General features: G+C 71.7%; 19 protein-coding genes. 11 read left to right on the top strand and 8 right to left on the bottom strand.

Annotation, left to right across the window (positions count from 1 at the left end; genetic code table 11):
* Positions 1-20: 20 nt before the first annotated feature.
* The 3 genes from rsmB to def form a co-directional block, all read right to left on the bottom strand.
* Positions 21-1,322: a 16S rRNA (cytosine(967)-C(5))-methyltransferase RsmB gene (gene rsmB, locus ERL55_RS01675; RefSeq protein ID WP_129134883.1), complete on the bottom strand. Its 1,302-nt coding sequence runs from the start codon at positions 1,320-1,322 to the stop codon at positions 21-23.
* Positions 1,322-2,254, bottom strand: a complete 933-nt coding sequence (fmt, locus tag ERL55_RS01670) for a methionyl-tRNA formyltransferase (RefSeq protein ID WP_129134882.1) — start codon at positions 2,252-2,254, stop codon at positions 1,322-1,324. The genes rsmB and fmt overlap by 1 nt, the downstream gene beginning before the upstream one ends.
* Before the next feature lie 93 nt (positions 2,255-2,347).
* Entirely contained in the window at positions 2,348-2,860 is a 513-nt protein-coding gene (gene def, locus ERL55_RS01665; RefSeq protein WP_129134881.1) for a peptide deformylase, read from the bottom strand.
* A gap of 128 nt (positions 2,861-2,988) precedes the next feature.
* Between def and ERL55_RS01660 the strand changes: the two genes are divergently transcribed.
* The 8 genes from ERL55_RS01660 to ERL55_RS01620 all read left to right on the top strand — a co-directional run bounded on the left by ERL55_RS01660 (position 2,989) and on the right by ERL55_RS01620 (position 11,567).
* Positions 2,989-4,170 (top strand): LysM peptidoglycan-binding domain-containing protein, encoded by a 1,182-nt coding sequence (locus ERL55_RS01660; RefSeq protein WP_129134880.1) that lies wholly within the window; start codon positions 2,989-2,991, stop codon positions 4,168-4,170.
* Positions 4,171-4,456: 286 nt separating this feature from the next.
* Positions 4,457-5,650, top strand: a complete 1,194-nt coding sequence (gene dprA / locus ERL55_RS01655; protein ID WP_129134879.1) for a DNA-processing protein DprA — start codon at positions 4,457-4,459, stop codon at positions 5,648-5,650.
* Positions 5,647-6,120: a DUF494 family protein gene (locus ERL55_RS01650; RefSeq protein WP_129134878.1), complete on the top strand. Its 474-nt coding sequence runs from the start codon at positions 5,647-5,649 to the stop codon at positions 6,118-6,120. The genes dprA and ERL55_RS01650 overlap by 4 nt, the downstream gene beginning before the upstream one ends.
* Before the next feature lie 72 nt (positions 6,121-6,192).
* Positions 6,193-6,684 carry a GYF domain-containing protein gene (locus ERL55_RS01645; protein WP_164972090.1) on the top strand — a complete coding sequence of 164 codons (492 nt, stop codon included), beginning with the start codon at positions 6,193-6,195 and terminating at the stop codon, positions 6,682-6,684.
* Between the two features lie 176 nt (positions 6,685-6,860).
* Entirely contained in the window at positions 6,861-9,401 is a 2,541-nt protein-coding gene (locus ERL55_RS01640) for a DNA topoisomerase I (RefSeq protein WP_129134876.1), read from the top strand.
* Positions 9,402-9,409: 8 nt separating this feature from the next.
* Positions 9,410-9,982 carry a Sua5/YciO/YrdC/YwlC family protein gene (locus ERL55_RS01635; RefSeq protein WP_129134875.1) on the top strand — a complete coding sequence of 191 codons (573 nt, stop codon included), beginning with the start codon at positions 9,410-9,412 and terminating at the stop codon, positions 9,980-9,982.
* Positions 9,983-10,075: 93 nt separating this feature from the next.
* A complete protein-coding gene (locus tag ERL55_RS14820) occupies positions 10,076-10,867 on the top strand; it encodes a DUF4124 domain-containing protein (protein WP_164972089.1) in 792 nt (263 codons plus the stop codon).
* 67 nt (positions 10,868-10,934) lie between these two features.
* Positions 10,935-11,567: a DUF4124 domain-containing protein gene (locus tag ERL55_RS01620; RefSeq protein WP_129134872.1), complete on the top strand. Its 633-nt coding sequence runs from the start codon at positions 10,935-10,937 to the stop codon at positions 11,565-11,567.
* A gap of 12 nt (positions 11,568-11,579) precedes the next feature.
* On the opposite strand, the gene ERL55_RS01615 is transcribed toward ERL55_RS01620, so the two are convergent.
* Positions 11,580-12,356: an SDR family oxidoreductase gene (locus ERL55_RS01615; RefSeq protein WP_129134871.1), complete on the bottom strand. Its 777-nt coding sequence runs from the start codon at positions 12,354-12,356 to the stop codon at positions 11,580-11,582.
* A 63-nt stretch (positions 12,357-12,419) separates the two neighbouring features.
* Between ERL55_RS01615 and ERL55_RS01610 the strand changes: the two genes are divergently transcribed.
* Positions 12,420-12,656 carry a hypothetical protein gene (locus ERL55_RS01610; protein WP_129134870.1) on the top strand — a complete coding sequence of 79 codons (237 nt, stop codon included), beginning with the start codon at positions 12,420-12,422 and terminating at the stop codon, positions 12,654-12,656.
* A complete protein-coding gene (locus ERL55_RS01605) occupies positions 12,653-13,681 on the top strand; it encodes a sugar kinase (protein WP_129134869.1) in 1,029 nt (342 codons plus the stop codon). Before ERL55_RS01610 ends, ERL55_RS01605 begins: the two co-directional genes overlap by 4 nt.
* Before the next feature lie 50 nt (positions 13,682-13,731).
* On the opposite strand, the gene sppA is transcribed toward ERL55_RS01605, so the two are convergent.
* Together sppA and ERL55_RS01595 are read right to left on the bottom strand one after the other, a co-directional pair.
* Positions 13,732-15,624, bottom strand: a complete 1,893-nt coding sequence (gene sppA, locus ERL55_RS01600) for a signal peptide peptidase SppA (protein WP_129134868.1) — start codon at positions 15,622-15,624, stop codon at positions 13,732-13,734.
* Between the two features lie 69 nt (positions 15,625-15,693).
* Positions 15,694-17,097, bottom strand: coding sequence for an MATE family efflux transporter (locus ERL55_RS01595; protein ID WP_129134867.1), 1,404 nt, complete (start codon positions 17,095-17,097; stop codon positions 15,694-15,696).
* Between the two features lie 116 nt (positions 17,098-17,213).
* Here ERL55_RS01595 and ERL55_RS01590 point away from each other — a divergent pair, with 116 nt between their 5' ends.
* Positions 17,214-18,410: a DUF3667 domain-containing protein gene (locus ERL55_RS01590; RefSeq protein WP_129134866.1), complete on the top strand. Its 1,197-nt coding sequence runs from the start codon at positions 17,214-17,216 to the stop codon at positions 18,408-18,410.
* Between the two features lie 10 nt (positions 18,411-18,420).
* Here the strand turns inward: ERL55_RS01590 and ERL55_RS01585 are convergent, their stop codons facing one another.
* A complete protein-coding gene (locus ERL55_RS01585; RefSeq protein WP_164972088.1) occupies positions 18,421-19,047 on the bottom strand; it encodes a DUF3106 domain-containing protein in 627 nt (208 codons plus the stop codon).
* Positions 19,037-20,014, bottom strand: a complete 978-nt coding sequence (locus ERL55_RS01580) for a hypothetical protein (protein ID WP_129134864.1) — start codon at positions 20,012-20,014, stop codon at positions 19,037-19,039. Before ERL55_RS01580 ends, ERL55_RS01585 begins: the two co-directional genes overlap by 11 nt.
* Positions 20,015-20,427: the final 413 nt, after the last annotated feature.

Genomic DNA, 20,427 nt, shown 5'->3' with positions numbered 1-20,427 from the left:
GGCATGCCAGCCTCACCCGCTCAAGCCGCCGTACGCCGCAGCCGTGCGTAGAAGAAGCCATCGCCATCGGCATCGCCCTGCAACCGCTGGCGCCCGGCACCGGCCGCGCGGCCGAAGCGTTCGTCGAGTGGTTCGGCGCGGGCATCCGGCGTGCGGGCGAGGAAGGCGTCGACCTGCTGCGCGTTCTCGGCGGCAAGGATCGAGCAGGTCGCATACAGCAGCACGCCGCCGGGCGCGAGCAGCCGCCAGCAGGCGTCGAGCAGGGTCGACTGCAATGCAAGCAGCGCATCGAGGTCCTGCGGGCGGCGATGCAGCAGGATGTCGGGCTGCCGGCGCACGACCCCGGTGGCCGAGCACGGCGCGTCCAGCAGCACGGCGTCGAACGGGGTGCCATCCCACCAGCCGTCCGCGGCGCGGGCGTCGGCCGCCTGCAGCGACGCCGCGGGCAGGCGCAGACGCGCAAGGGTGTCGGCCACGCGCTGCAGCCGGTGTGGATCGACATCCAGCGCGGTCAGCCGCAGCGCCGGGTCGCGCTCGAGCAGGTGCGCGGCCTTGCCGCCCGGTGCCGCGCAGGCGTCGAGCACGCGCGCCCCGGCCGGTGCCGCCAGCGCATCGGCAACCAGCTGGGCGGAAAGGTCCTGGATCGACACGTCGCCGTCGTCGAACCCCGGCAGCTGCGCGACCGGCACCGGCGTGCGCAGCAGCAGGGCGTCGACCGGCCACGCCGGCAGTTCCGCCTGCACCTCCTGCGTGGCGAGGCGCGCGCGGTAGGCCTCGCGGTCGCCGTGCCGTGCATTGACGCGCAACCACGCCGGTGCCGCGGTCGCGCTGGCGGCGAAGATGTGCGCGGCCTCGTCCGGCCAGTCGGCGTGGATGCACTCGCGCAACCACGGGGGCCAGGCATCCGCCGGATCGCCCGCCGGCAGGCCGTCGCGGATCGCACGGCGCAGCAGCGCGTTGACCATCCCGGCCTGGTGGCTGCGCCCGAGCGTGCGCGCGGCCTCCACGGTGGCGGCCACCGCGGCATGCGGCGGCAGGCCGAGCGGATCGAGCTGCGCGAAGCCCGCATGCAGCAGCGCGCGCAGCAGGCTGTCGCGCGCGCCGAGCGGCCGCGGCGTCCATGCAGCAAGGGCGGCGTCGGCACGGGTGCGCTGGCGCAGCGCGGCGAAGCAGATCGCCTCCAGCAGCGCGCGATCGCGCGGGTCGCGCAGGGCCGGCAATGCAGTGGCGAGTTCGGTGCGCAGCGAGCGGCCGCGCATCACCGCATCCAGTACGCGCGCAGCGGTCGCCCGCACCTGGGCGCCGGCGACGGGCGCGGCCATCAGCCCTGCGCGGACGGCACGGCGGGATCGCGCCGCGCGTTGAGCCAGTCGGCGGCGGTGATCGCCTTGCCGCCCGCGCGCTGCAGCGTGCGGATGCGCAGCACACCCTCGCCGCAGGCGATGTCGATGCCCTGGCGGCCGGCAGCCAGCAGCGTGCCGGGAGCGGCGTCGTGCGCCAGCGGCAGCGCGACCGCCGCATGCAGGCGCAGGCGTTCGCCGGCGACGTCGGCTTCCGCCATCGGCCACGGATTGAAGGCACGCACGCGGTTGGCCAGCACCGGCGCCGCTTCGCGCCAGTCCAGCCGTGCCTCGGCCTTGTCGAGCTTGCGTGCGTAGGTCACGCCTTCGGCCGGCTGCGCACGTGCGACCGGCTGGATCCCCACGCGCAGCAGGCCGAGGCCGTCGGCCAGCACCTGGGCGCCGAGCGCGGCGAGCCGGTCGTGCAGCTCGCCGCCGGTCTCCTGTTCGCCGATCGGCGTGCGCTGTTCCAGCAGTACCGGACCGGTGTCGAGGCCCTTCTCCATCCGCATCAGGCACACGCCGGTCTCGGTATCGCCGGCCTCGATCGCACGCTGGATCGGTGCGGCGCCGCGCCAGCGCGGCAGCAGCGACGCATGCACGTTCCAGCAGCCATCCACCGGGATATCGAGCACCGCCTGCGGCAGCAGCAGCCCGTAGGCGACCACCACCATCAGGTCCGGCTTCAGTGCGCGCAGCGCCTCCTGCACCTCGGCCGCACGCAGCGTGTCCGGCTGCAGGACCGGGAAGCCCATGTCCTGCGCGGCACGCTTCACCGGCGACGGCGTGAGCACGCGGCCGCGGCCGGACGGTCGATCGGGCTGGGTGTACACCGCGACGACCTCGGCCTTGCCCGCCGCCGCGCACAATGCGGGTACGGCGAATTCGGGGGTGCCGGCAAACACGATTTTCATGCGGAGGGTCCGTCAGGAAACTGGAAGGGCGCCGGTAACGGCTCCATCGCGCGCCGCCACCGGCCAGGCGATGCGCGCCGGCAGCGCCGCGGGTCAGCCGCGCTTGCGCAGCTTGGTGAGCTTCTTCAGCGCCATCGAGCGCTTGAGCGGCGACAGGTAGTCGATGAACAGCTTGCCGTCGAGGTGGTCGACCTCGTGCTGGATGCAGGTCGCCAGCAGGCCATCGACGCGCATCGTGAACGGCTTGCCGTGGCGGTCGAGCGCCTCGACCTCGATGCCGTCGGCACGGGTGACCTCGGCATAGATGCCGGGGATCGACAGGCAGCCTTCCTGGTGCGCGCGCAACGCCTCGGAACGGTTGCGGATGACCGGATTGACGAACACCAGCGGCTGCCCGCGTTCTTCGCTGACATCGACGATCATGAAGCGCTCGAGCACGTCGATCTGCGGCGCCGCGAGGCCGATGCCCGGCGCTTCGTACATCGTCTCGAACATGTCGTCGAGCCGCTTCTGGAACGCGGGTTGCGCCAGCAGCGCGGGGTCGACATCCACTGCGCGCTCGCGCAGGTGCGGGTCGGGGTACTCGATGATCGGCAGCAGTGACATGAAAAAGGGGGCCTGGGTCACAACGGGAAAACAGGCTCCACAGTGTAACCGCGGCTCTTGCGTGCGGCCGGGATTTGTAGGCTATAGTGCGGCCGCTGCAAGGGGAAATCTCCAAGGGGAGCAGGTAGATGGCCGGCAAGTTTGAGCGCCTTTCCCGGTCGCTGCGGACGGCGTTTGCCGTTTCGCTGCTGACCGTCGCAACAATTGCTGCTGCGCAGGGGGTGCGCGGTGATCACCCGGATACGTATGTCGTCAAGCGTGGTGACACGCTGTGGGACATCGCAGGCCGGTTCCTGCAAAGGCCCTGGCTGTGGCCGGAAATCTGGCAGGCGAATCCGCAGATCCAGAATCCGCACCTGATCTATCCGGGTGACGTGATCAGCCTCGCGTACCTGGACCGCGTCGCCGGTGCCACGGTGCAGCCGGGCCCGCGCCTGGATGCCGCGCCGGTCGACGCGCTGCCGCTGTCGGACATCGAGCCGTTCCTGCGCGACCTGCAGGTCGTCGACGAATTCGAGCACCTGCCCTACGTGGTCGGCATGGAAGACGATCGCCTGCGCGCGGTCGACGGTCAGGTCGCCTATGTGCGCGGCCTGCCGCAGGCCCAGCCCGGCGAGCGCTACACCGTCGTGCGCCCGACCACCCGCTACACGCATCTCGAGCGTGCCGGCCTGTGCTGCGACCTGTTCCATTCCGACGACCTCGATTTCCGCGGCCGCCGCACGCTCGACTTCCAGCAGTACTGGACCAACGTGACCTTCCCCGACAAGGGGCAGGAAGTGCTGGGCTACGAGATGGTCCGCGTCGGCGCCGGCACGGTCACCCGTGGCGAGGTCGGTGGCATCCAGGTCAGCACCCTGCTGCTCGACGACGAGGGCCTCGAAGTGCGCACCGGCGACCGCCTGGTGCCGGTCAACCCGCAGCCCTACGACCTGCAGTTCTTCCCGCATGCCCCGCGCGTGCAGACCGAGTACGGCCGCGCCCGCGTGCTGGCGGTGGCCGACATGCTGACCTCCGGCGGCCCGCGCGACGTCATCGCGATCTCGGTCGGCCGTCGCGAGGGCATCGACAACGGCACCGTGTTCTCGCTGTGGCGCGAGGGCCAGTCGGCGATCGACCGCGTCGAGAAGGGCCCGGACCGCGATCCGCAGACGGTGTTCGTCGAGAACAAGGTGCGCCTGCCCGACGAGTTCGCCGGCCACGCGATGGTGTTCCGCACCTACGACCGCGTCAGCTACGCGCTGGTGATGGACAGCATCAAGCCGACCCGCGTGGGTTACCACCTCAAGCATCCGGACGCGCCCTACTGAGTGGGACGGCTGCTTGCCGGTACGGACGAACGGCGCCTTCGGGCGCCGTTTGCCGTTATGGGATCCGAAGAGCCGGAGACGACCGATGACCGCGCATGCCTCCGCCGACGAGGTGGCGCAAGGGTTGCGTGTACCTGCCGCCGTTGTCGGCCCTCGAGCAGGGCGCCCTGCGGGACCTGGTCCGCCGTTCGCTGGCGTTGCCCCCGCACTGACGCGGGCAAGTCCTACAGCGGGAAATGGACATCCCCGACTGTGACGCGGTGCGGGTCGCCACGACAGTGTGGCGATGCCGACAACCGCCACGCCAACCCACGACGACCCCGAAGCGCTGACCCGCCTGCTGCTTGCCGGAGGACCGGCGTCCAGCCGACGCCAGCTGCTGCAGGCACACGGCAGCGCCGCCGCGGCGCTGGCCGCTGGAAGCGAGGCCTGGCATGCCGCAGGGCTCGACGCCGGCCAGCGCGCCGCGCTGCGTGGAGGCGACAACAGCCGCGCGCTTGCCACCGCCATGGACTGGCTGGCGCGGCCGGGTCACCACGTGATCGCCTGCACCGACCCCGACTATCCGCCGCTGCTGCGCGATTCGCCCGGTGCGCCGCTGGGCCTGTTCATCGCCGGCGATCCGGCGCTGCTGTGGCATCCGATGGTCGCGGTGGTCGGCAGCCGCAATCCCAGTGCCGCCGGCCGCGAGCACGCGACCGCCTTCAGCCGGGCGTTCGCACGCGCCGGGTTCGGGATCGCCAGCGGCCTGGCGCTGGGCATCGATGCCTGTGCGCACGCGGCCGCGCTCGATGCCGATGCGCCGACCGTCGCGGTGCTGGGCTGCGGACCGGATATCGCCTATCCGGCGGCGAACGCCGCGTTGCTGGCGCGGATCGCCGGGCGTGGCGCGGTGGTCAGCGAGTTCCCGCCCGGCACCCGGCCACTGCGTGAGTACTTCCCGGCGCGCAACCGGATCGTCGCCGCGCTGTCGCTCGGCACGCTGGTGGTGGAGGCGGCGCTGCGCTCGGGTGCGCTGATCACCGCGCGGCTCGCCGCGGATGCCGGCCGCGAGGTGTTCGCGATTCCCGGGTCGTTGCACAACCCGATGGCGCGCGGCTGCCACCGGCTGATCCGCGAGGGCGCCGCGCTGGTGGAATCCCCCGACGAGGTGATCGCCGCCCTGAAGCCGGTGGCCCAGGTGCTGGCGCACGCCTTGCACGGACGCCTGCACGGCCCCACATCGTGTGCGGAGCCGCCACGGGCGGCCCCGGGCGTGGATCCTGAACGCGACAACCCCGACTACAACCGGTTGTGGGAAGCCCTCGGGCACGACCCAACGGATATGGATCGGCTGGTGGCGCGCACTGGATTGACGACGGCCGAGGTGTCCTCCATGCTGCTGCTCATGGAGCTCGAAGGTCGCGTTCTGGTCGAGCACGGCCGGTACTCCCGTACATCCGCAACGACGCGTCCGCGGGGCGCAGGCCGGGGGAAATGAAAGAGAGCATTCTCGACGTCCTGCTCTACCTGTTCGAGCACTATTTCACCGACGAAGCCGACCTCCTGCGCGACCGCGAGTCGCTGCAGACCGGTCTGCTGCAGGCCGGTTTCAGCCCGGCCGAGATCAGCAAGGCCTTCGACTGGCTCGACGCCCTGGCCGAACAGCGGCCTGGCCCGGCCACGCCGCGCCCGCACGGGCCGGTGCGCCTGTTCGCCGGTCCCGAGCTCGACAAACTCGACCAGGAATGCCGCGGCTTCCTGCTGTTCCTCGAGCAGCACGGCGTGCTGGACGCCCACCAACGCGAACTGGTGGTCGACCGCGCGATGGCGCTGGACCAGGACGACCTCGACCTCGACGACCTCAAGTGGGTAGTGCTGATGGTGCTGTTCAACCAGCCCGGCAGCGAGGCCGCCTACGCCTGGATGGAAACCCAGATCTTCGCCGACGAGCCCGAGCCGGTGCATTGACCCGGCGCCGGGGCGTGTCGCGCCCCGGCTTCCTGGCGCTGCCGGATGCAGCGCGCGCCCCGCATGGAACGCATGGACCCGAACCCCCGACCCGACCCCGCCTGCTGGCATTACCGCGATGCCCGCGGCCGCGCCTGCGGGCCATACGACACCGGCGCGATGGCGCGGCTCTACCGCTTCGGCCACCTGCGTGCGGACTCCGAGGTCTGGCGCGATGCCGATGCAACCCCGCCCGCGCCGCTGCGCAGCCGCCGCGACGCGTTCCGGCTGCATGGGGACGGGCGCCTGGAGGCGCTGCCCGCGGCGCAACCGCCTGCCGCAGGCGCGCCGATATCGGCACCCGCGCTCACACCGGCGGCCCCGCCCCCGCCTGATGCACGGCCCGTCATGGCCGTGGCGCGCGCCGCACCCGCCAGCGCGCCTGGCGCCGCATCGCCAGCCCCCGACTACCCGGTCACGGCATCCGGAGCGGACCCTGCCAGGCGCCGCCGCGCCCGGATCCGGGCCGCGGCGGTCCTGCTGGCGCTGGGATTGACAATGCTGGCGGCACGACTCGCTTCCTGACGGCGAAGCGGCGACAATCGCGGCCCCGTGGGGTCGACCGGCTTGACACCGGCCGCCCCGCCATGATTCCACTAGAAAAGACGCACGCCCGGGGTCCCTCGCCCCGGGCGTCCCTTTCTGCAAGATCCTGCCGGCCGGCCCGTCCGTTGCCCGCGCACCCGGAACCCCCAAGCCACATGGCCAAGAACCTCCTCATCGTCGAGTCGCCCGCCAAGGCCAAGACGATCAACAAGTACCTCGGCAAGGACTTCCAGGTCCTGGCGTCCTACGGCCATGTCCGTGATCTGGTGCCGAAGGAGGGTGCGGTGGATCCTGACGACGGCTTCCGCATGCGCTACGACCTGATCGAGAAGAACGAGAAGCACGTCGACGCCATCGCCAAGGCTGCCAGGGCCGCCGACGGCATCTATCTCGCGACCGACCCGGACCGCGAGGGCGAGGCGATCAGCTGGCACATCGTGGAGATCCTGCGCGAGCGCGGCCTGCTCAAGGACAAGGACCTGCACCGGGTGGTGTTCACCGAGATCACCCCGCGCGCGATCAAGGAAGCGATGCTGAAGCCGCGCGCGATCGCCGGGGACCTCGTCGATGCCCAGCAGGCGCGCCGCGCGCTCGACTACCTGGTCGGCTTCAACCTGTCGCCGGTGCTGTGGCGCAAGGTGCAGCGCGGGCTGTCGGCCGGACGCGTGCAGTCGCCGGCGCTGCGCATGATCGTCGAGCGCGAGGAGGAGATCGAAGCCTTCATCGCCCGCGAGTACTGGACCATCGAGGCCGCCTGCGCGCATGCCTCGCAGCCGTTCTCCGCCAAGCTGACGAAGCTCGACGGCAGGAAGTTCGAACAGTTCACCGTCACCGATGGCGACACCGCCGAAGAGGCCCGCAGCCGCATCGCGGCCGCTGCACAGGGTGTCCTGCAGGTCACCGACGTCATCAGCAAGGAGCGCAAGCGCCGCCCGGCGCCGCCGTTCACCACCTCCACCCTGCAGCAGGAAGCCTCGCGCAAGCTCGGCTTCACCACCCGCCGCACCATGCAGGTGGCACAGAAGCTCTACGAGGGCGTGGCCATCGGCGAGGAGGGCACCGTCGGGCTCATCACCTATATGCGTACCGACTCGGTGAGCCTGTCGCAGGACGCACTGGGCGAGATCCGCGACGTGATCGCGCGCGACTTCGGCACCGGCGCATTGCCCGACAAGCCGAATTTCTACCAGACCAAGTCCAAGAACGCGCAGGAGGCCCACGAGGCCGTGCGCCCGAGTTCGGCGCTGCGCACTCCGGCCCAGGTCGGTCGACACCTGTCCGATGACGAGCGCCGCCTGTACGAGCTGATCTGGAAGCGCGCGGTCGCCTCGCAGATGGTCCCGGCCACGCTCAACACCGTCTCGGTCGACCTCGCCGCCGGCAACGAGCACAGCTTCCGTGCCAGCGGCACCACCGTGGTCGACCCCGGCTTCCTGGCCGTGTACGAGGAAGGCAAGGACAGCAGGAGCAAGGACGACGAGGACGAAGGGCGCAAGCTGCCGGCGATGAAGCCGGGCGACCGCGTGCCGCTCGACCGTATCCAGGCCGACCAGCATTTCACCCAGCCGCCGCCGCGCTTCACCGAGGCCTCGCTGGTGAAGACGCTCGAGGAGTACGGCATCGGCCGTCCGTCGACCTATGCCTCCATCATCCAGACCCTGCAGTTCCGCAAGTACGTGGAGATGGATGGCCGTGCCTTCCGTCCGAGCGACGTCGGCCGGGCGGTGTCGAAATTCCTGTCCAGCCACTTCACCCGCTATGTCGACTACGACTTCACCGCCAGGCTCGAGGACGAGCTCGATGCGGTGAGCCGCGGCGAGAAGGACTGGGTGCCGCTGATGGAGACCTTCTGGGGTCCGTTCAAGGAACTGGTGGCGGAGAAGACCGAGTCGGTCGACCGCAACGAGGCCACCGGCGCACGCGAGCTCGGCACCGACCCCAAGACCGGCAAGCCGGTGAGCGTGCGGCTGGGCCGTTACGGGCCGTACGTGGCGATCGGCAGCACCGCCGAGGACGCCGAGGACAAGCCGAAGTTCGCATCGCTCAAGCCCGGCCAGAGCATGCACACGATCTCGCTCGACGACGCGCTGGAGCTGTTCCTGATGCCGCGCATCCTGGGCGAGAGCAATGGCGAGGAGGTCAGCGTCGGCATCGGCCGGTTCGGCCCGTTCGCCAAACGCGGCAGCGTGTACGCCTCGCTCAAGAAGGAGGACGATCCCTACACCATCGACCTCGCGCGCGCGGTGTTTCTGATCGACGAGAAGGAAGAGATCGCCCGCAACCGCATCATCAAGGAGTTCGACGGCAGCGACATCCAGGTGCTCAACGGCCGCTTCGGGCCTTACATCAGCGACGGCAAGCTCAACGGCAAGATCCCCAAGGACCGTGAGCCGGCTTCGCTGACGCTGGAGGAAGTGACGACGCTGCTCGAGGAGACCGGCAAGCCGGCACGCGGGCGCTTCGGCAAGAAGGCCGCGGCGAAGAAGGTGGCGAAGAAGGCCGCGCCCAAGGCGCCGGCCACCGCGGCGAAGAAGACGGCGAAGAAGGCCACCAGGAAGGTGGCGAAGAAGACCACGAAGAAGACCGCGAAGAAGGCTGCCGGCAAGGTTGCGAAGCCTGCGGTGGCGAAGAAGTCCGCCGCGCGCACGGCAGGCGCGGGCGTTGCCCCGTCGAACATCGACGACGCACCCTTCTGAGCCACGCCATGACCGCGCAGCCCGCCGCGCTGTCGATCGATGCCGCCGCCGCGCGGTTGCGTGCCGGCGCGGTCATCGCCTATCCCACCGAAGCGGTCTGGGGGCTGGGCTGCGATCCGTTCAACGAGGCGGCGGTGCGACGCCTGCTGGCGCTCAAGGCGCGGCCCGTCGACAAGGGCGTGATCCTGGTGGCCGCCGACGTCGGCCAGCTCGACGGCCTGGTGGACTGGGACGCGCTGGGTCCGGCGGCACGCGCAACGGTGGTCGCCGGCTGGCCAGGGCCGCATACCTGGATCGTACCGGCCACCGGCCGGGTGCCGCCGTGGGTACGTGGCGCGCATGCCGGCGTCGCGGTGCGCTGCAGCGCGCATCCCGTGGTGTCGGCACTGTGCCGCGCGTTCGGAGGGCCACTGGTGTCCACCAGCGCCAATCCGGCCGGCGCCCCGCCGCCGCGCACGCTCGAGACATTCGATCCGCACCTGCGTGCCGCGGTGGACGTCATCGTCGGCGGTGACACCGGCGGCCTGGAACGCCCGACCCCGATCTGCGACGCGCGCAGCGGCCAGGTGCTGCGCGACTGAGCATCGGTCGCGGCCTGAATGCCGCCCGCGCGCGTAGCCACCTGTCGACAGTGGCGGGTTTCGCGCATCGCCCGCCTCACGCATCATGCGGGCATGGACCGCGACCCGCCCCGAGCCCTCGCCGCTGCACTGCTCGCATTCGCCATCGCTGCCGTCCCGGTGATCCCGGCGCAGGGCGAGGTGACGCTGTACCGCTGCACCGATGCGCGTGGCGCCGTCACCATGCAGGACACCCCGTGCGCGGCCGGGATGCACCAGGACGTACGCACGATGCAGCGCCCGCAGGATCCGCCCCCGGGCACCCGCACGCCGCCGGCGGCGGAAGCCGCCCCCGCGCCACCCCCGGCGCCCACCACGCAGCGCGTGCAGACCATCGTCATGCGCGCGCCGCAACCGATGTACGAATGCGTGACCCCCGATGGCGAGCGCTACACCAGCGACAACGGCGACGGCAATCCGCGCTTCGTGCCGCTGTGGACGCTGGGCGTGCCGTATCACCATGGTCACGGCCCCGGGCCGGTCCGGCCGCCGCCGGTACGTGATCGCACGGTGGCCAGCCCGCCGCGCGGCGGGCTCAGCACCGCGCCGGTCAACAACATCAGCATTCCCTCGGCGCGCAACGTTCCGCAGCCGCCACCACCACCGCGGCGTCCGCCCCCACGCCACGGGCATGATCGCGGGCACGGCTACGGTTACGGCGGCGGTGGTATCTGGATCCGCGACAGCTGCACCGCATTGCCGGCGGCCGAGGTCTGCTCCCGACTGCGCGACCGCCGCGAGACCATCCGCCGGCGGACGTTCAACGCGCAGGAAAGCGAGCGCCGCACGTTGCGCACCGAGGAACGCACGCTCAACGCACGGCTGGCCGAGGATTGCGGGCTTTGAGCGGCGGGTCCGGTGGGCTGATCCTGATGGGCGCTCTTGGATGTGGGGCTTTGATGGACGTATCCCGATGACCGGCAACCTGCACGCCGCAGGCCTGTTCGGCCTGCTGGCGATCATGGCACTGGCCCCCGCCGTCGCCGGCAACGTGGTCTATCGCTGTACCGCCGCCGATGGCACGGTGACCCTGCAGAATGCCGAGGCCTGCCCCGCAGGCCAGCGCCAGCAGGTCATCGAGGTCGACGTGGCGCCGCCGCTGCCGGCATTCGTGCCGGCACAGCCACCCCCCGGGCTGCGCGTGCTGCCGGTCACCGCGGTGGCGCCCCCGGCCGACACCGCGACCGGGCCCGCTGCGATCACGATTGCCGAACCCGTGCCGCCACCGCCGCTGTACCAGTGCACGCGCTGGGACAACGAGCGCTACCTCACCGGCGACGCGGTGCCGGCCACGCGCTGCCGGCCGCTGAACACCGTCGGCATCGGCGGGCTGCCGACGCTGGGCGCCGGGCAGGCCTGCGAGCAGGTCGAGGACAGCTGCACCGCGGTGCCGGAGGAGAACCTCTGCCGCGCCTGGAAAAGCCGCGTCGACGAGGCCGAATTCCGCTTCAAGGTGACGCCGGCGCAGTCGCCCGCGGCGCGTGAACACCAGCAGGAATATGCGGCGCTGGCCGCGACCTACGCGGCGTCCACCTGCGTCCGCTGATCGGCAGCCCGCTCAGAAGCCGTAGCGCAGGAAGCCACCGTCGATGGCGATGCACTCGCCGGTGATGTAGGCCGAGGCCGGCAGGCACAGGAACGCTACCGCCGCGGCCACCTCCTCCGGCTCGCCGATGCGGCCCAGCGGCGTGCGTGCGAGCACCTCGTCGAGATAGTCGGGATCGGCCAGTGCCGTCGAGGTGCGCCGCGTGCGGATGTACCAGGGCGCCACCGCATTGACGCGGATGCCGTCCTCGGCCCACTCCACCGCGAGGTTGCGCGTCATCTGGTGCAGCGCCGCCTTGCTCATGCCGTACGGTGCGCCGGTGCGCACATGGGCGATGCCCGACACGCTGCCGACATTGACGATGCGCGCGCCCGGGTGCTGCGCCAGCATGGGATGTGCGTAGCGCGACATCTCGAAGGCACTGAACAGGTTGATCTCGAAGATCTCCCGCCACTCCTCCTCGGCGTACTCGGTGGCCGCGCGCACCAGGTTGCCGCCGGCGTTGTTGACCAGGATGTCGAGGCCTTCGCCCTGGTCCTCGACCCAGTCGAGGATCTCGCGCCGCTGCTCTTCATCGGCGACGTCGCCGATCATCGCGCGCAGCTGCGCGGTCGGGAATTCTTCCAGCAGTTCGTCGCGCGCGGCATCCAGCGCATCGCCGTCGCGGGCCACGATCATCACCTCGGCGCCGAAGCCCAGCAGTTCGCGCGCGATCGCGCGCCCGATGCCGGCGCTGCCGCCGGTCACCAGCGCGCGTTGGCCGTCGAGCCGCCAGCGATGGGGGTCCATGGGTGCTCCCGCGAATGACGGCACGTAGGATAAGCCAAGCCCGCAGCCCGACCGAGGTCCGACATGGCGACACCCCCCTCCATCGCATCCCTTGCCCGCCGCGGCGCGTTCGCCTGCGCCGCCCTGCTGGCACTCGCCGGTTGCCGCGCGCCCGAGCACGAACCGCCGGGCACGCCACCCGAGCCACAGGCCACCCAGCTGCGCGACGCCATTCAGGACCCGCTCGACAAGGCGCAGGCCGTCGAGGGGGCCGTGCGCGAGGCGGATGAGCGCCGGCGCGAAGCGACGCAGCTTCCATGACCCGACGCGTGCTCTGTTTCGGCGAACTGCTGCTGCGCCTGGGCGCTCCCGGCCGCGAACTGCTGCTGCAGTCGCCGCTGCTGCAGGTGCAGATCGGTGGTGCCGAAGCCAACGTGGCGGTGTCGCTGGCGCGCTTCGGCCACCACGCGGCGATGGTCGGCACGGTGGCCGGCAATGCGCTGGGCGATGCCGCGCTGGCCGCCCTGCGCGGGCATGGCGTGGATGTCGGCCGCGTACGCCGCGATCCCGGCGCGCGCATGGGCCTGTACTTCCTGGCCACCGGTGCCGGGCTGCGACCCAGCGAGGTGGTCTACGACCGCGCCGATTCCGCGTTCGCGCGCGCCGGCAGCGACGCCTACGACTGGCCCGCGCTGGTGGCGGAGTTCGATTGCCTGCACGTCTCCGGCATCACCCCGGCGCTCGGCCAGCGCTGCGCGGATGCCACGGTCACGGCAATGCGCAGCGCGCGCGCCGCCGGGCTGGAGGTTTCGTTCGACGGCAACTTCCGCCCCAAGCTGTGGGCGGCCTGGCAGGCGGATCCGGCCACGGTGCTGCGCGCGGTGCTTGCCGAGGCCACGATCGCGTTCGCCGACCATCGCGACATCGAGGTGGTCCTGGGGCCCGATGCGGACGCGCACGCCGATACCCACGAGGCACGCATCCTCGCCGCCGCCGCGCGCGCGTTCGCGGCGTTCCCGCAGCTGCGTCGCATCGCCACCACGCTGCGCGGACAGAACAGCGTCGACGCGCACAGCCTCGGCGCACTGCTGGTCACCCGCGGCGGCGACGTGCACCGCGTCGCCCCGCAGGCGGTGGAGGGCATCGTCGACCGCATCGGTGCCGGCGATGCCTTCGCCGCCGGCGTGCTGCACGGCCTCCTGGTCGGTATGGCGGATGGCGACGCGCTGGCCTTCGGCCATGCCGCGGCCTGCCTGAAGCACACCGTGCCCGGCGACTTCAACCTGGTCGACGCCGCCGCCGTGGGCGCGCTGCTGCGCCACGAGCGGCTGGACGTGCGCCGCTAGCTCGACGCCATGCCCCGCGCGTCACCGGGCGGCGGCGTCCAGCGCCCGGCTCAGAACGTCGGGCAGAAGCAGTAGGTCATCGCGCGCACCGGGCCGGCCACCGGGCGGTCCATCGCCACTTCGAACGCGGCGAGGTGCCGCTCCATTTCCGGCATCGCGCGTACCGCCAGCCGCTGCGCCAGCGCGGTGTCGCCGAACAGCGTCGCCAGCGCGCCCGAGCGGCCCATGCCGGCCAGGAACTGCGCGAACGGGCTCAGCGGCTGTTCGATGTAGCGCACGCGGAAGCCGTCGTCGGCCAGTTCCGCGCGGCGCGCGGCATCGGCGATCGCATCGCGCAGGCCGCCGAGCTCGTCGACCAGGCCGCGGTCGCGCGCCTGCGCACCGCTCCACACCCGTCCGCGGGCGACCGCGTCGATGGCCTCCGGCGTGCGGCCACGGCCCTGTGCGACCTTGCCGACGAAGTTGCGGTAGATGTGCTCGACGCTTGCCTGGATCACGCGGCCGACGTCGGCTTCCATCGGGCGGGTGAGATCGAACGCGCCGGCATAGCGCGTCGTGCCCACGCCATCGGAATGCACGCCGAAGCGGTCGAGGGTGCGGGTGAAGTTGGGCACCATGCCGAACACCCCGATCGAGCCGGTGATCGTCGAGGGATCGGCATAGATGCGGTCGGAGTTCATGCTGATCCAGTAGCCGCCCGACGCGGCCACGTAGCCCATCGACACCACCACCGGCTTGCCGGCCTCCTTCAGCAGCTCGACCTCGCGGTTGATCTGTTCCGACGCGTATGCCGAGCCGCCGGGCGAGTTGACCCGCAGCACCACCGCGCGCACGTCGTCGTCCTCGCGGGCCTCGCGCAGCAGTGCGGCGGTGGAGACGCCACCGACGCCGCCCGGTCCACGCTCGCCGTCGACGATCATGCCTTCGGCCACCACCACCGCCACCTGCGGCTGGCGCGCCAGCCCGCTGCCCGCGCCGTTGTCGACATGCGCGAGGTAGCCGTCGAGGTCGATGCTGCGCACGCCATGCTCGGCATCGGCATCCGCCACGCCACGTTCGGCCAGCAGCGCCTCCACCTGCTGTTCGGTCATCAGCCCGTCGACCAGGCCACCCTGCAGCGCGTACTGCGCCATGTCGCCGCCGACCGCGGTGATGCCGTCGGCCATGCCGTCGATGTCGGCCTGGATGCGCGCGACGTCCAGCCCGCGCGCCTGCGCGATGTCGGCGAGGTAGCGCTGCCAGATGTCGTTGAGCCAGTAGAAGTCGGCCTGCTTGGCCTCCTCGGACGCGGCGTCGAGGATGTAGGGCTCGACCGCAGACTTGAACTCGCCGACCTTGAACACGTGCACGTCGACGTCGAGCTTCTCGCGCAGCGCCTCGCCGAAGTACAGGCCGTAGCTGGCCAGGCCCTCGAGCACCACGCCCGACCCCATCGGGTCGACATAGACCTCGTCGGCCTGCGCGGCCAGCAGGTAGCTGGTCTGCGGCATGCCCTGCCCGTAGGCGATCACCTGCTTGCCGGCCTCGCGCAGCGCGCGCAGGCCGGCCGCAACTTCGCGCATCGTCGCCATGCCCGAAGGCAGTAGGCCGTCCACGCGCAGGTACACGCGCTCGATGCGGTCGTCCTTCGCGGCGGCGTCCATCGCGCGCAGCAGGTCGCGCAGCTGCACCTCGCCGGGGCTGTCCTGACCCATTGCGCGCGACAGCACCCGCGAGGTGGGATCCGACGAGTACTGCTCGACGATGCGGCCTTCCGGCGCGATCACCAGTGTGGTGCGCTCCAGCAGCGGCGCGGCGGCTTCGCGGCTGGCGAGGATGGCGACGAACAGCACCACCAGCAGCAGGAACAGCAGGTTCAGCACCAGCCGTCGGCTGAAGTTCACGGCGTCCCAGATTCCCACCAGGACGCGGGCGATCGGGCCGCGGCGGCGCGCTTCGTTCATTGGATCAACTCCGGAAAAAGGATATGCATCGGATGCTGCGGACAGCTTAGCGGGACGCGGTGAACGGTTTCATGCGCCGGAAGTCGGGGTGGCGACGGGTGCGGCGGGCAGTGCGTCGGCAGACGGCAGCCGCGACAGCGACCACGCGAAGCGCGCCGCCATCAGCACCGAGGCCACCACCAGCCCGGCGATCAGCCCGGTCCACATGCCGCGCGGCCCCCAGCCCAGGCCGAGCCCCAGCCCGGCGCCCAGGCTCATGCCCACGCCCCAGTAGGCGAACGCCGCCAGGAACATCGGCACCCGGGTGTCCTTGAGCCCGCGCAGCGCGCCGGCGGCGAGCACCTGCAGGCCATCGGGGAACTGGAACAGCGCCGCATACAGCAGCAGCGATGCCGCAAGCGCGGCGACTGCGGCATCGGTGGTGTACAGGCCGACCACCAGCGTGTTGCCGGTCAACAGCAGCAGCGCGGTCAGGCTCTGCGTCGCCAGCACCAGCACCAGGCCGGCCAGCGCGGCGCGGCGCACGCCCTCGCGCGCACCGCCGCGGCCCAGCGCATGGCCCACGCGCACGGTGGTCGCCTCGGCCAGGCCGAACGGGATCATGAAGCACAGCGCGGAGACGTTGATCGCGATCTGGTGCGCGGCCGCCGGCAATTCGCCGAGGCGGCCGATCAGCAGCGCGGTGACCACGAACAGGCCGCCCTCCATCGCCACGGTGACGCCGATCGGCAGGCCCACCTTCAGCAGGGCGCGGATCTCCGGCCAGCGCGGTGGGTCGAAGCGCGCGAACAGCCCGAGGTCGGCAAAACGCTTCGCGCGCGACAGGTAGAGGGCGAAGCCCAGCGCCTGCGCCCACAGCATCGCCGACGAGGCGTAGCCGAGCCCGGCCGCCCCCATCTCCGGCAGCCCGAACAGGCCGAAGGTCATCACCGTGCCCAGCGGCAGCAGCACCAGCAGCCCGCCGAAGCCGAACAGCATCGTCGGCAGCGTCCAGTGCAGGCCGTCGCTGAGATAGCGCATGCAGTAGTACGCGGTCAGCGCCGGCACCCCCCAGCGGATGCCATGCAGGAACGCGCTCGCCCCCGGCACCAGGCTGGCATCGATGCCCATCGGCGCCAGCGCGTGCACCGACAGGGTCATGAACGCGAACAGCAGCAGGCCCAGCGCCGTCGCCAGCCACAGCGACTGCCGGAACAGCGGGCCGATCTCGGCGCGGCGGCCGGCGCCCTGGAGCTGCGACACCGACGGCGGTAGCGCCATCAGCGTGCCCATCGGGATCATGATCGGCAGCCAGAACATCGCCGTGCCCACCGACACCGCGGCCAGCGTGGCGGTGCCGTGGCGGCCGGCGATCACGCTGTCGACGAGGCCGATCAGGCCGGTGGCCACGTGGCCTGCGACCAGCGGCGCGGCCAGCACGGCTGTGGTGCGCACTTCGCTGCGGAAGGGCGCCCGGGGGGAAGGGGAAGGCATGGACGGCTCGGACCACGGCTGCGGCCGCGCCGGAAAGGCGCTGGCACCGGGTCGCGGCGGGCCGGTATCTTAACCGCCCACCGCGACATCGCGCCGCGGCACCGGGGACCACCACGATGAACACCGCGGCCGCGACCGGGCACCACCGGTCCACCTGCGAGAACTGCGGCACCTGGCTGCAGGGCGGCTACTGCCACCTGTGCGGGCAGTCGGCGCACAACCCCACCCGCCACTTCGGCCATGCGGTGGAGGAGATCTTCGAGTCGTTCTGGCACCTCGATGGCCGGGTGTTCCGCACCCTGCGCGACCTGTTCGTGCCCGGGCGCGTGGCCAATGCCTACCTCGCCGGCCACCGGGTGCGCTACATCGCGCCGCTGCGGCTGTTCGTGGTGCTGACGGCACTGACCTTCTTCACCGCCAAGCTGGTGATGACCCCGGTCATCAGCGTCGATACCGACCCGCTGCCGCAGGACGCGGCCAGCCTTGCCGAGGGGGCAGGTCCGGCGGCGCCGCCGCGCGCGGCGCCGGAAGGTCTGGAGGAATCGTTCGCCGCGCTGGACTCGGTCGCCGCGGTCGAACGCGAACGCGCGCACCTGCTGCGCGACCTCGCACGCGACGATGCCCCGCGTGCACTGGGCTTCGTATTCGCCGAGGCACAGCGCCGGATCGACGCCGCCGCCGATGCCCGCATCCTCGAACTCGGCGCCGAACCCACCCCGCGCGCGACGCCGTCACCGGAGCCCGCAGATGGATCCGACGCGGTGGCGGCCCGTCCCGCGGCAACGGCGGCGGATCCCGACGGTGCCGATACCGGCACTGCGGAGACCGTCGCCAGCGGCAATGCCTTCGTCGACCGCACGATGCGCAACTGGGAGCGGCTGGCCCGCGACCCCCGCGCCATCGCGCAGTTCCTGTTCGGCGCCGCCCCGGCCACGCTGTTCGTGCTGGTGCCGCTGTTCGCGGTGCTGCTGCGGATCGCCTACTTCTTCACCCGCAGGCCCTACCTCGAGCACGTGGTGATCGCGCTCTACAGCCACGCCTGGCTGATGCTGGCGCTGTTGCTGGTGTTCTGCACCAGTGCCCTGGGCGACTGGGCCGGGGCGCGGGTGCCCGTCATCGGCACCGTACTGTCGGCGCTGGTCTTCGCGTTGGTCTGCTGGATGCCGCTGTACCTGCTGTGGATGCAGCGCCGCGTGTACCGCCAGGCCTGGTGGCTGACCGTGCTCAAGTACCTGGCGATCGGCTACGTCTACGCGATGCTGTTCGGTACCGTCGCGGTGGGCGTGATCGGCTTCTCGCTGTTCACGATGTAGCCGCGGGCCACTAGTTCGGCGAGGCCTGCACGCGCAGCCAGTCGGCGCGCGCGGCCTCCGGCATCGACAGCAGCCTGCGGCGCAGCGCGTCGCGTTCCTCCGGCGGGGTGCGCTGCGCGATCATCGCCAGGTCGGCGCGTGCGGAGTCGTCGAGGCTGCGCAGCATCGCCAGCAACGCCAGCCGCTGGTCGTCCGGCACCAGTGCGAACAGGCCGTGCAGCTGCGGCCAGTCGGCACCGAGCACCGGCCCCAGGCGCCACCCGTCGCGCTCGAAGGCATCCAGCGCCGCATAGCGCTCCCCCAGCGCACGGCGCTGGGTTTCCGGCATCCGTGCATAGACGGCGGCGGTGGCGCGCAGGCGTGCGCGGTCGGCTTCCGGCAGCGCCTGCCAGGTCTCCCAGGCGGCACGCCGCGCCTGCTTGACCGCGGGATCCAGCGCATCCCACTCCACCACGCGCTGGCGCAACGCCTGCTGGCGGTCGGCGGGCATCTGCCGCCACTGCCGGACCTGCTGCTGCACGCGGGCCCGTTCGGCCGGCGGCAGCGCGTCCAGTTGCTTCAGCAGTTGCGGAGGCAGCGCCCGGGCCGGCAACGCCAGCAGGGCGGCGGCCAGCAGCAGCACGGCGCTACGGCGCATCGGCCGCCTCCGTTGCGCCCGCGTCCAGTGCGCGTTCGTCGGTGTCGCCGGCATCCTCGTCGCGCTGCGGGCGGGCGATATCCGGCTCCACGCCGCCGCGTTCCAGCTCCACCGTCAGCCAGGCCATGAAGGCAGGATCGCGGGCCACGCCCTCGCCCTCGTCGCTGGCCAGCAGCTCGAAATCGGGATGGATCAGCAGCGCGACGTCGCCGTCGAGCCCCGGCCCACGCGCGCCATCGCCCGGCAGCGCGTCGATGCGGATGCCGTGTGGCTCGGCGTCGAGGTCCACGCCGCCGGCGGCGTCGGTGAAGGTCATCGCAAATGCCGCCAGGGTGGCCAGCGCCACCGCGATCAGCGCCGGCCACAGCCAGCGCGCGCGCGGGCCGGCCGGGCGTACGACGCGTGGCGGCGGTTCCCGGCGCGGGGTGTAGATGCGCCCGCGCAGGGCGGCGTCGCGCAGCCGGGCCAGCTCCGCCAGGCGCTCCGGCGGGGTGTCGCGCAGCGCCAGCTGCACGGTGTCGGCCAGCACCCGGAAACGGGTCTCGTCCGGGGTGCCGTCCGGCAGTCGCGGCAGGGCGCGGCGCAGGGCCAGCCGGTAGGTCTCGCGCGACACCCCGAGGACCCCGGCGGCGTCGCCCTCGGACACATTGGCCACCAGCCGCAGCAGCAGCGCCGCGCGCGGACCGGTGCCGATCTCGCCAAGCACGCCGAAATCGCCGTCCCAGTGCTCGCGGCGCGGTGGTTCGCGCAGCTGCGGGGCGGCCAGCAGCAGCGACCAGAAGCGGCGCGGCCAGTCGCCGAACGGGGTGCGCGCGGCGGTATCGCGGAACCCCACCATGGCGGTGGTCAGCGCGGCGTCGCCGGACTCGGCGCTGCCCACCTGCAACTGCGCGAACAGCGCGGCCCGTCGCTCGACGCCGCGCAGGAACGCACTCAGCGCGGTGGAGGCGTTGGGGCCGTCGCTCACGGTCGGCGCTGCTCTGGGGGGCGCGATTGCATCGCCACATGATAGCCAGCCGGTGCGTTGCGTCGCGACTTGACAACAGCGCGAACGCGCGGCGGTGGCGTCGCCGCGCCACGGATGTTGCCCACAGGCCCCGGATGCCGCCGTACACACAGGCTGCACAACGCTGAAGTCGCGGTGTTCAGCCATGTTTCACGGATAAGTCGCTGTTTTTGCTGAAAAAACAGCTTTTGGCTAATTTTTCACCAACCTTGCCTGCGGCCGATGGCAGTGCCCCTTCCGCGCCTTCACGGACAGCTGATGCACAGGTTTATCCACAGGCGGTGTGGATAACGCCGAAACCCGTTGTGTGACCGCGGTTTACCTCGACCTCGTGCCCGTGGGCGCAGCTTTGGCCCGCAAGTCCGGGTCCGCCG

Source organism: Luteimonas sp. YGD11-2 (assembly GCF_004118975.1).
Lineage (GTDB): Bacteria > Pseudomonadota > Gammaproteobacteria > Xanthomonadales > Xanthomonadaceae > Luteimonas > Luteimonas muca.
This window is presented reverse-complemented; position numbering and strand designations above follow the sequence as displayed.

Excerpts from the sequence above, each read along its gene's own strand:
- rsmB (WP_129134883.1), bottom strand. The coding sequence starts at position 1,322 with ATGGCCGCGCCCGTCGCCGGCGCCCAGGTGCGGGCGACCGCTGCGCGC.
- ERL55_RS01640 (WP_129134876.1), top strand. The coding sequence starts at position 6,861 with ATGGCCAAGAACCTCCTCATCGTCGAGTCGCCCGCCAAGGCCAAGACG.
- sppA (WP_129134868.1), bottom strand. The coding sequence starts at position 15,624 with ATGAACGAAGCGCGCCGCCGCGGCCCGATCGCCCGCGTCCTGGTGGGA.
- ERL55_RS14820 (WP_164972089.1), top strand. The coding sequence starts at position 10,076 with ATGGACCGCGACCCGCCCCGAGCCCTCGCCGCTGCACTGCTCGCATTC.
- ERL55_RS01620 (WP_129134872.1), top strand. The coding sequence starts at position 10,935 with ATGACCGGCAACCTGCACGCCGCAGGCCTGTTCGGCCTGCTGGCGATC.
- def (WP_129134881.1), bottom strand. The coding sequence starts at position 2,860 with ATGTCACTGCTGCCGATCATCGAGTACCCCGACCCGCACCTGCGCGAG.
- ERL55_RS01585 (WP_164972088.1), bottom strand. The coding sequence starts at position 19,047 with ATGCGCCGTAGCGCCGTGCTGCTGCTGGCCGCCGCCCTGCTGGCGTTG.
- ERL55_RS01610 (WP_129134870.1), top strand. The coding sequence starts at position 12,420 with ATGGCGACACCCCCCTCCATCGCATCCCTTGCCCGCCGCGGCGCGTTC.
- ERL55_RS01605 (WP_129134869.1), top strand. The coding sequence starts at position 12,653 with ATGACCCGACGCGTGCTCTGTTTCGGCGAACTGCTGCTGCGCCTGGGC.
- dprA (WP_129134879.1), top strand. The coding sequence starts at position 4,457 with ATGCCGACAACCGCCACGCCAACCCACGACGACCCCGAAGCGCTGACC.
- ERL55_RS01590 (WP_129134866.1), top strand. The coding sequence starts at position 17,214 with ATGAACACCGCGGCCGCGACCGGGCACCACCGGTCCACCTGCGAGAAC.
- ERL55_RS01635 (WP_129134875.1), top strand. The coding sequence starts at position 9,410 with ATGACCGCGCAGCCCGCCGCGCTGTCGATCGATGCCGCCGCCGCGCGG.
- ERL55_RS01645 (WP_164972090.1), top strand. The coding sequence starts at position 6,193 with ATGGACCCGAACCCCCGACCCGACCCCGCCTGCTGGCATTACCGCGAT.
- ERL55_RS01650 (WP_129134878.1), top strand. The coding sequence starts at position 5,647 with ATGAAAGAGAGCATTCTCGACGTCCTGCTCTACCTGTTCGAGCACTAT.
- ERL55_RS01660 (WP_129134880.1), top strand. The coding sequence starts at position 2,989 with ATGGCCGGCAAGTTTGAGCGCCTTTCCCGGTCGCTGCGGACGGCGTTT.
- fmt (WP_129134882.1), bottom strand. The coding sequence starts at position 2,254 with ATGAAAATCGTGTTTGCCGGCACCCCCGAATTCGCCGTACCCGCATTG.
- ERL55_RS01595 (WP_129134867.1), bottom strand. The coding sequence starts at position 17,097 with ATGCCTTCCCCTTCCCCCCGGGCGCCCTTCCGCAGCGAAGTGCGCACC.
- ERL55_RS01615 (WP_129134871.1), bottom strand. The coding sequence starts at position 12,356 with ATGGACCCCCATCGCTGGCGGCTCGACGGCCAACGCGCGCTGGTGACC.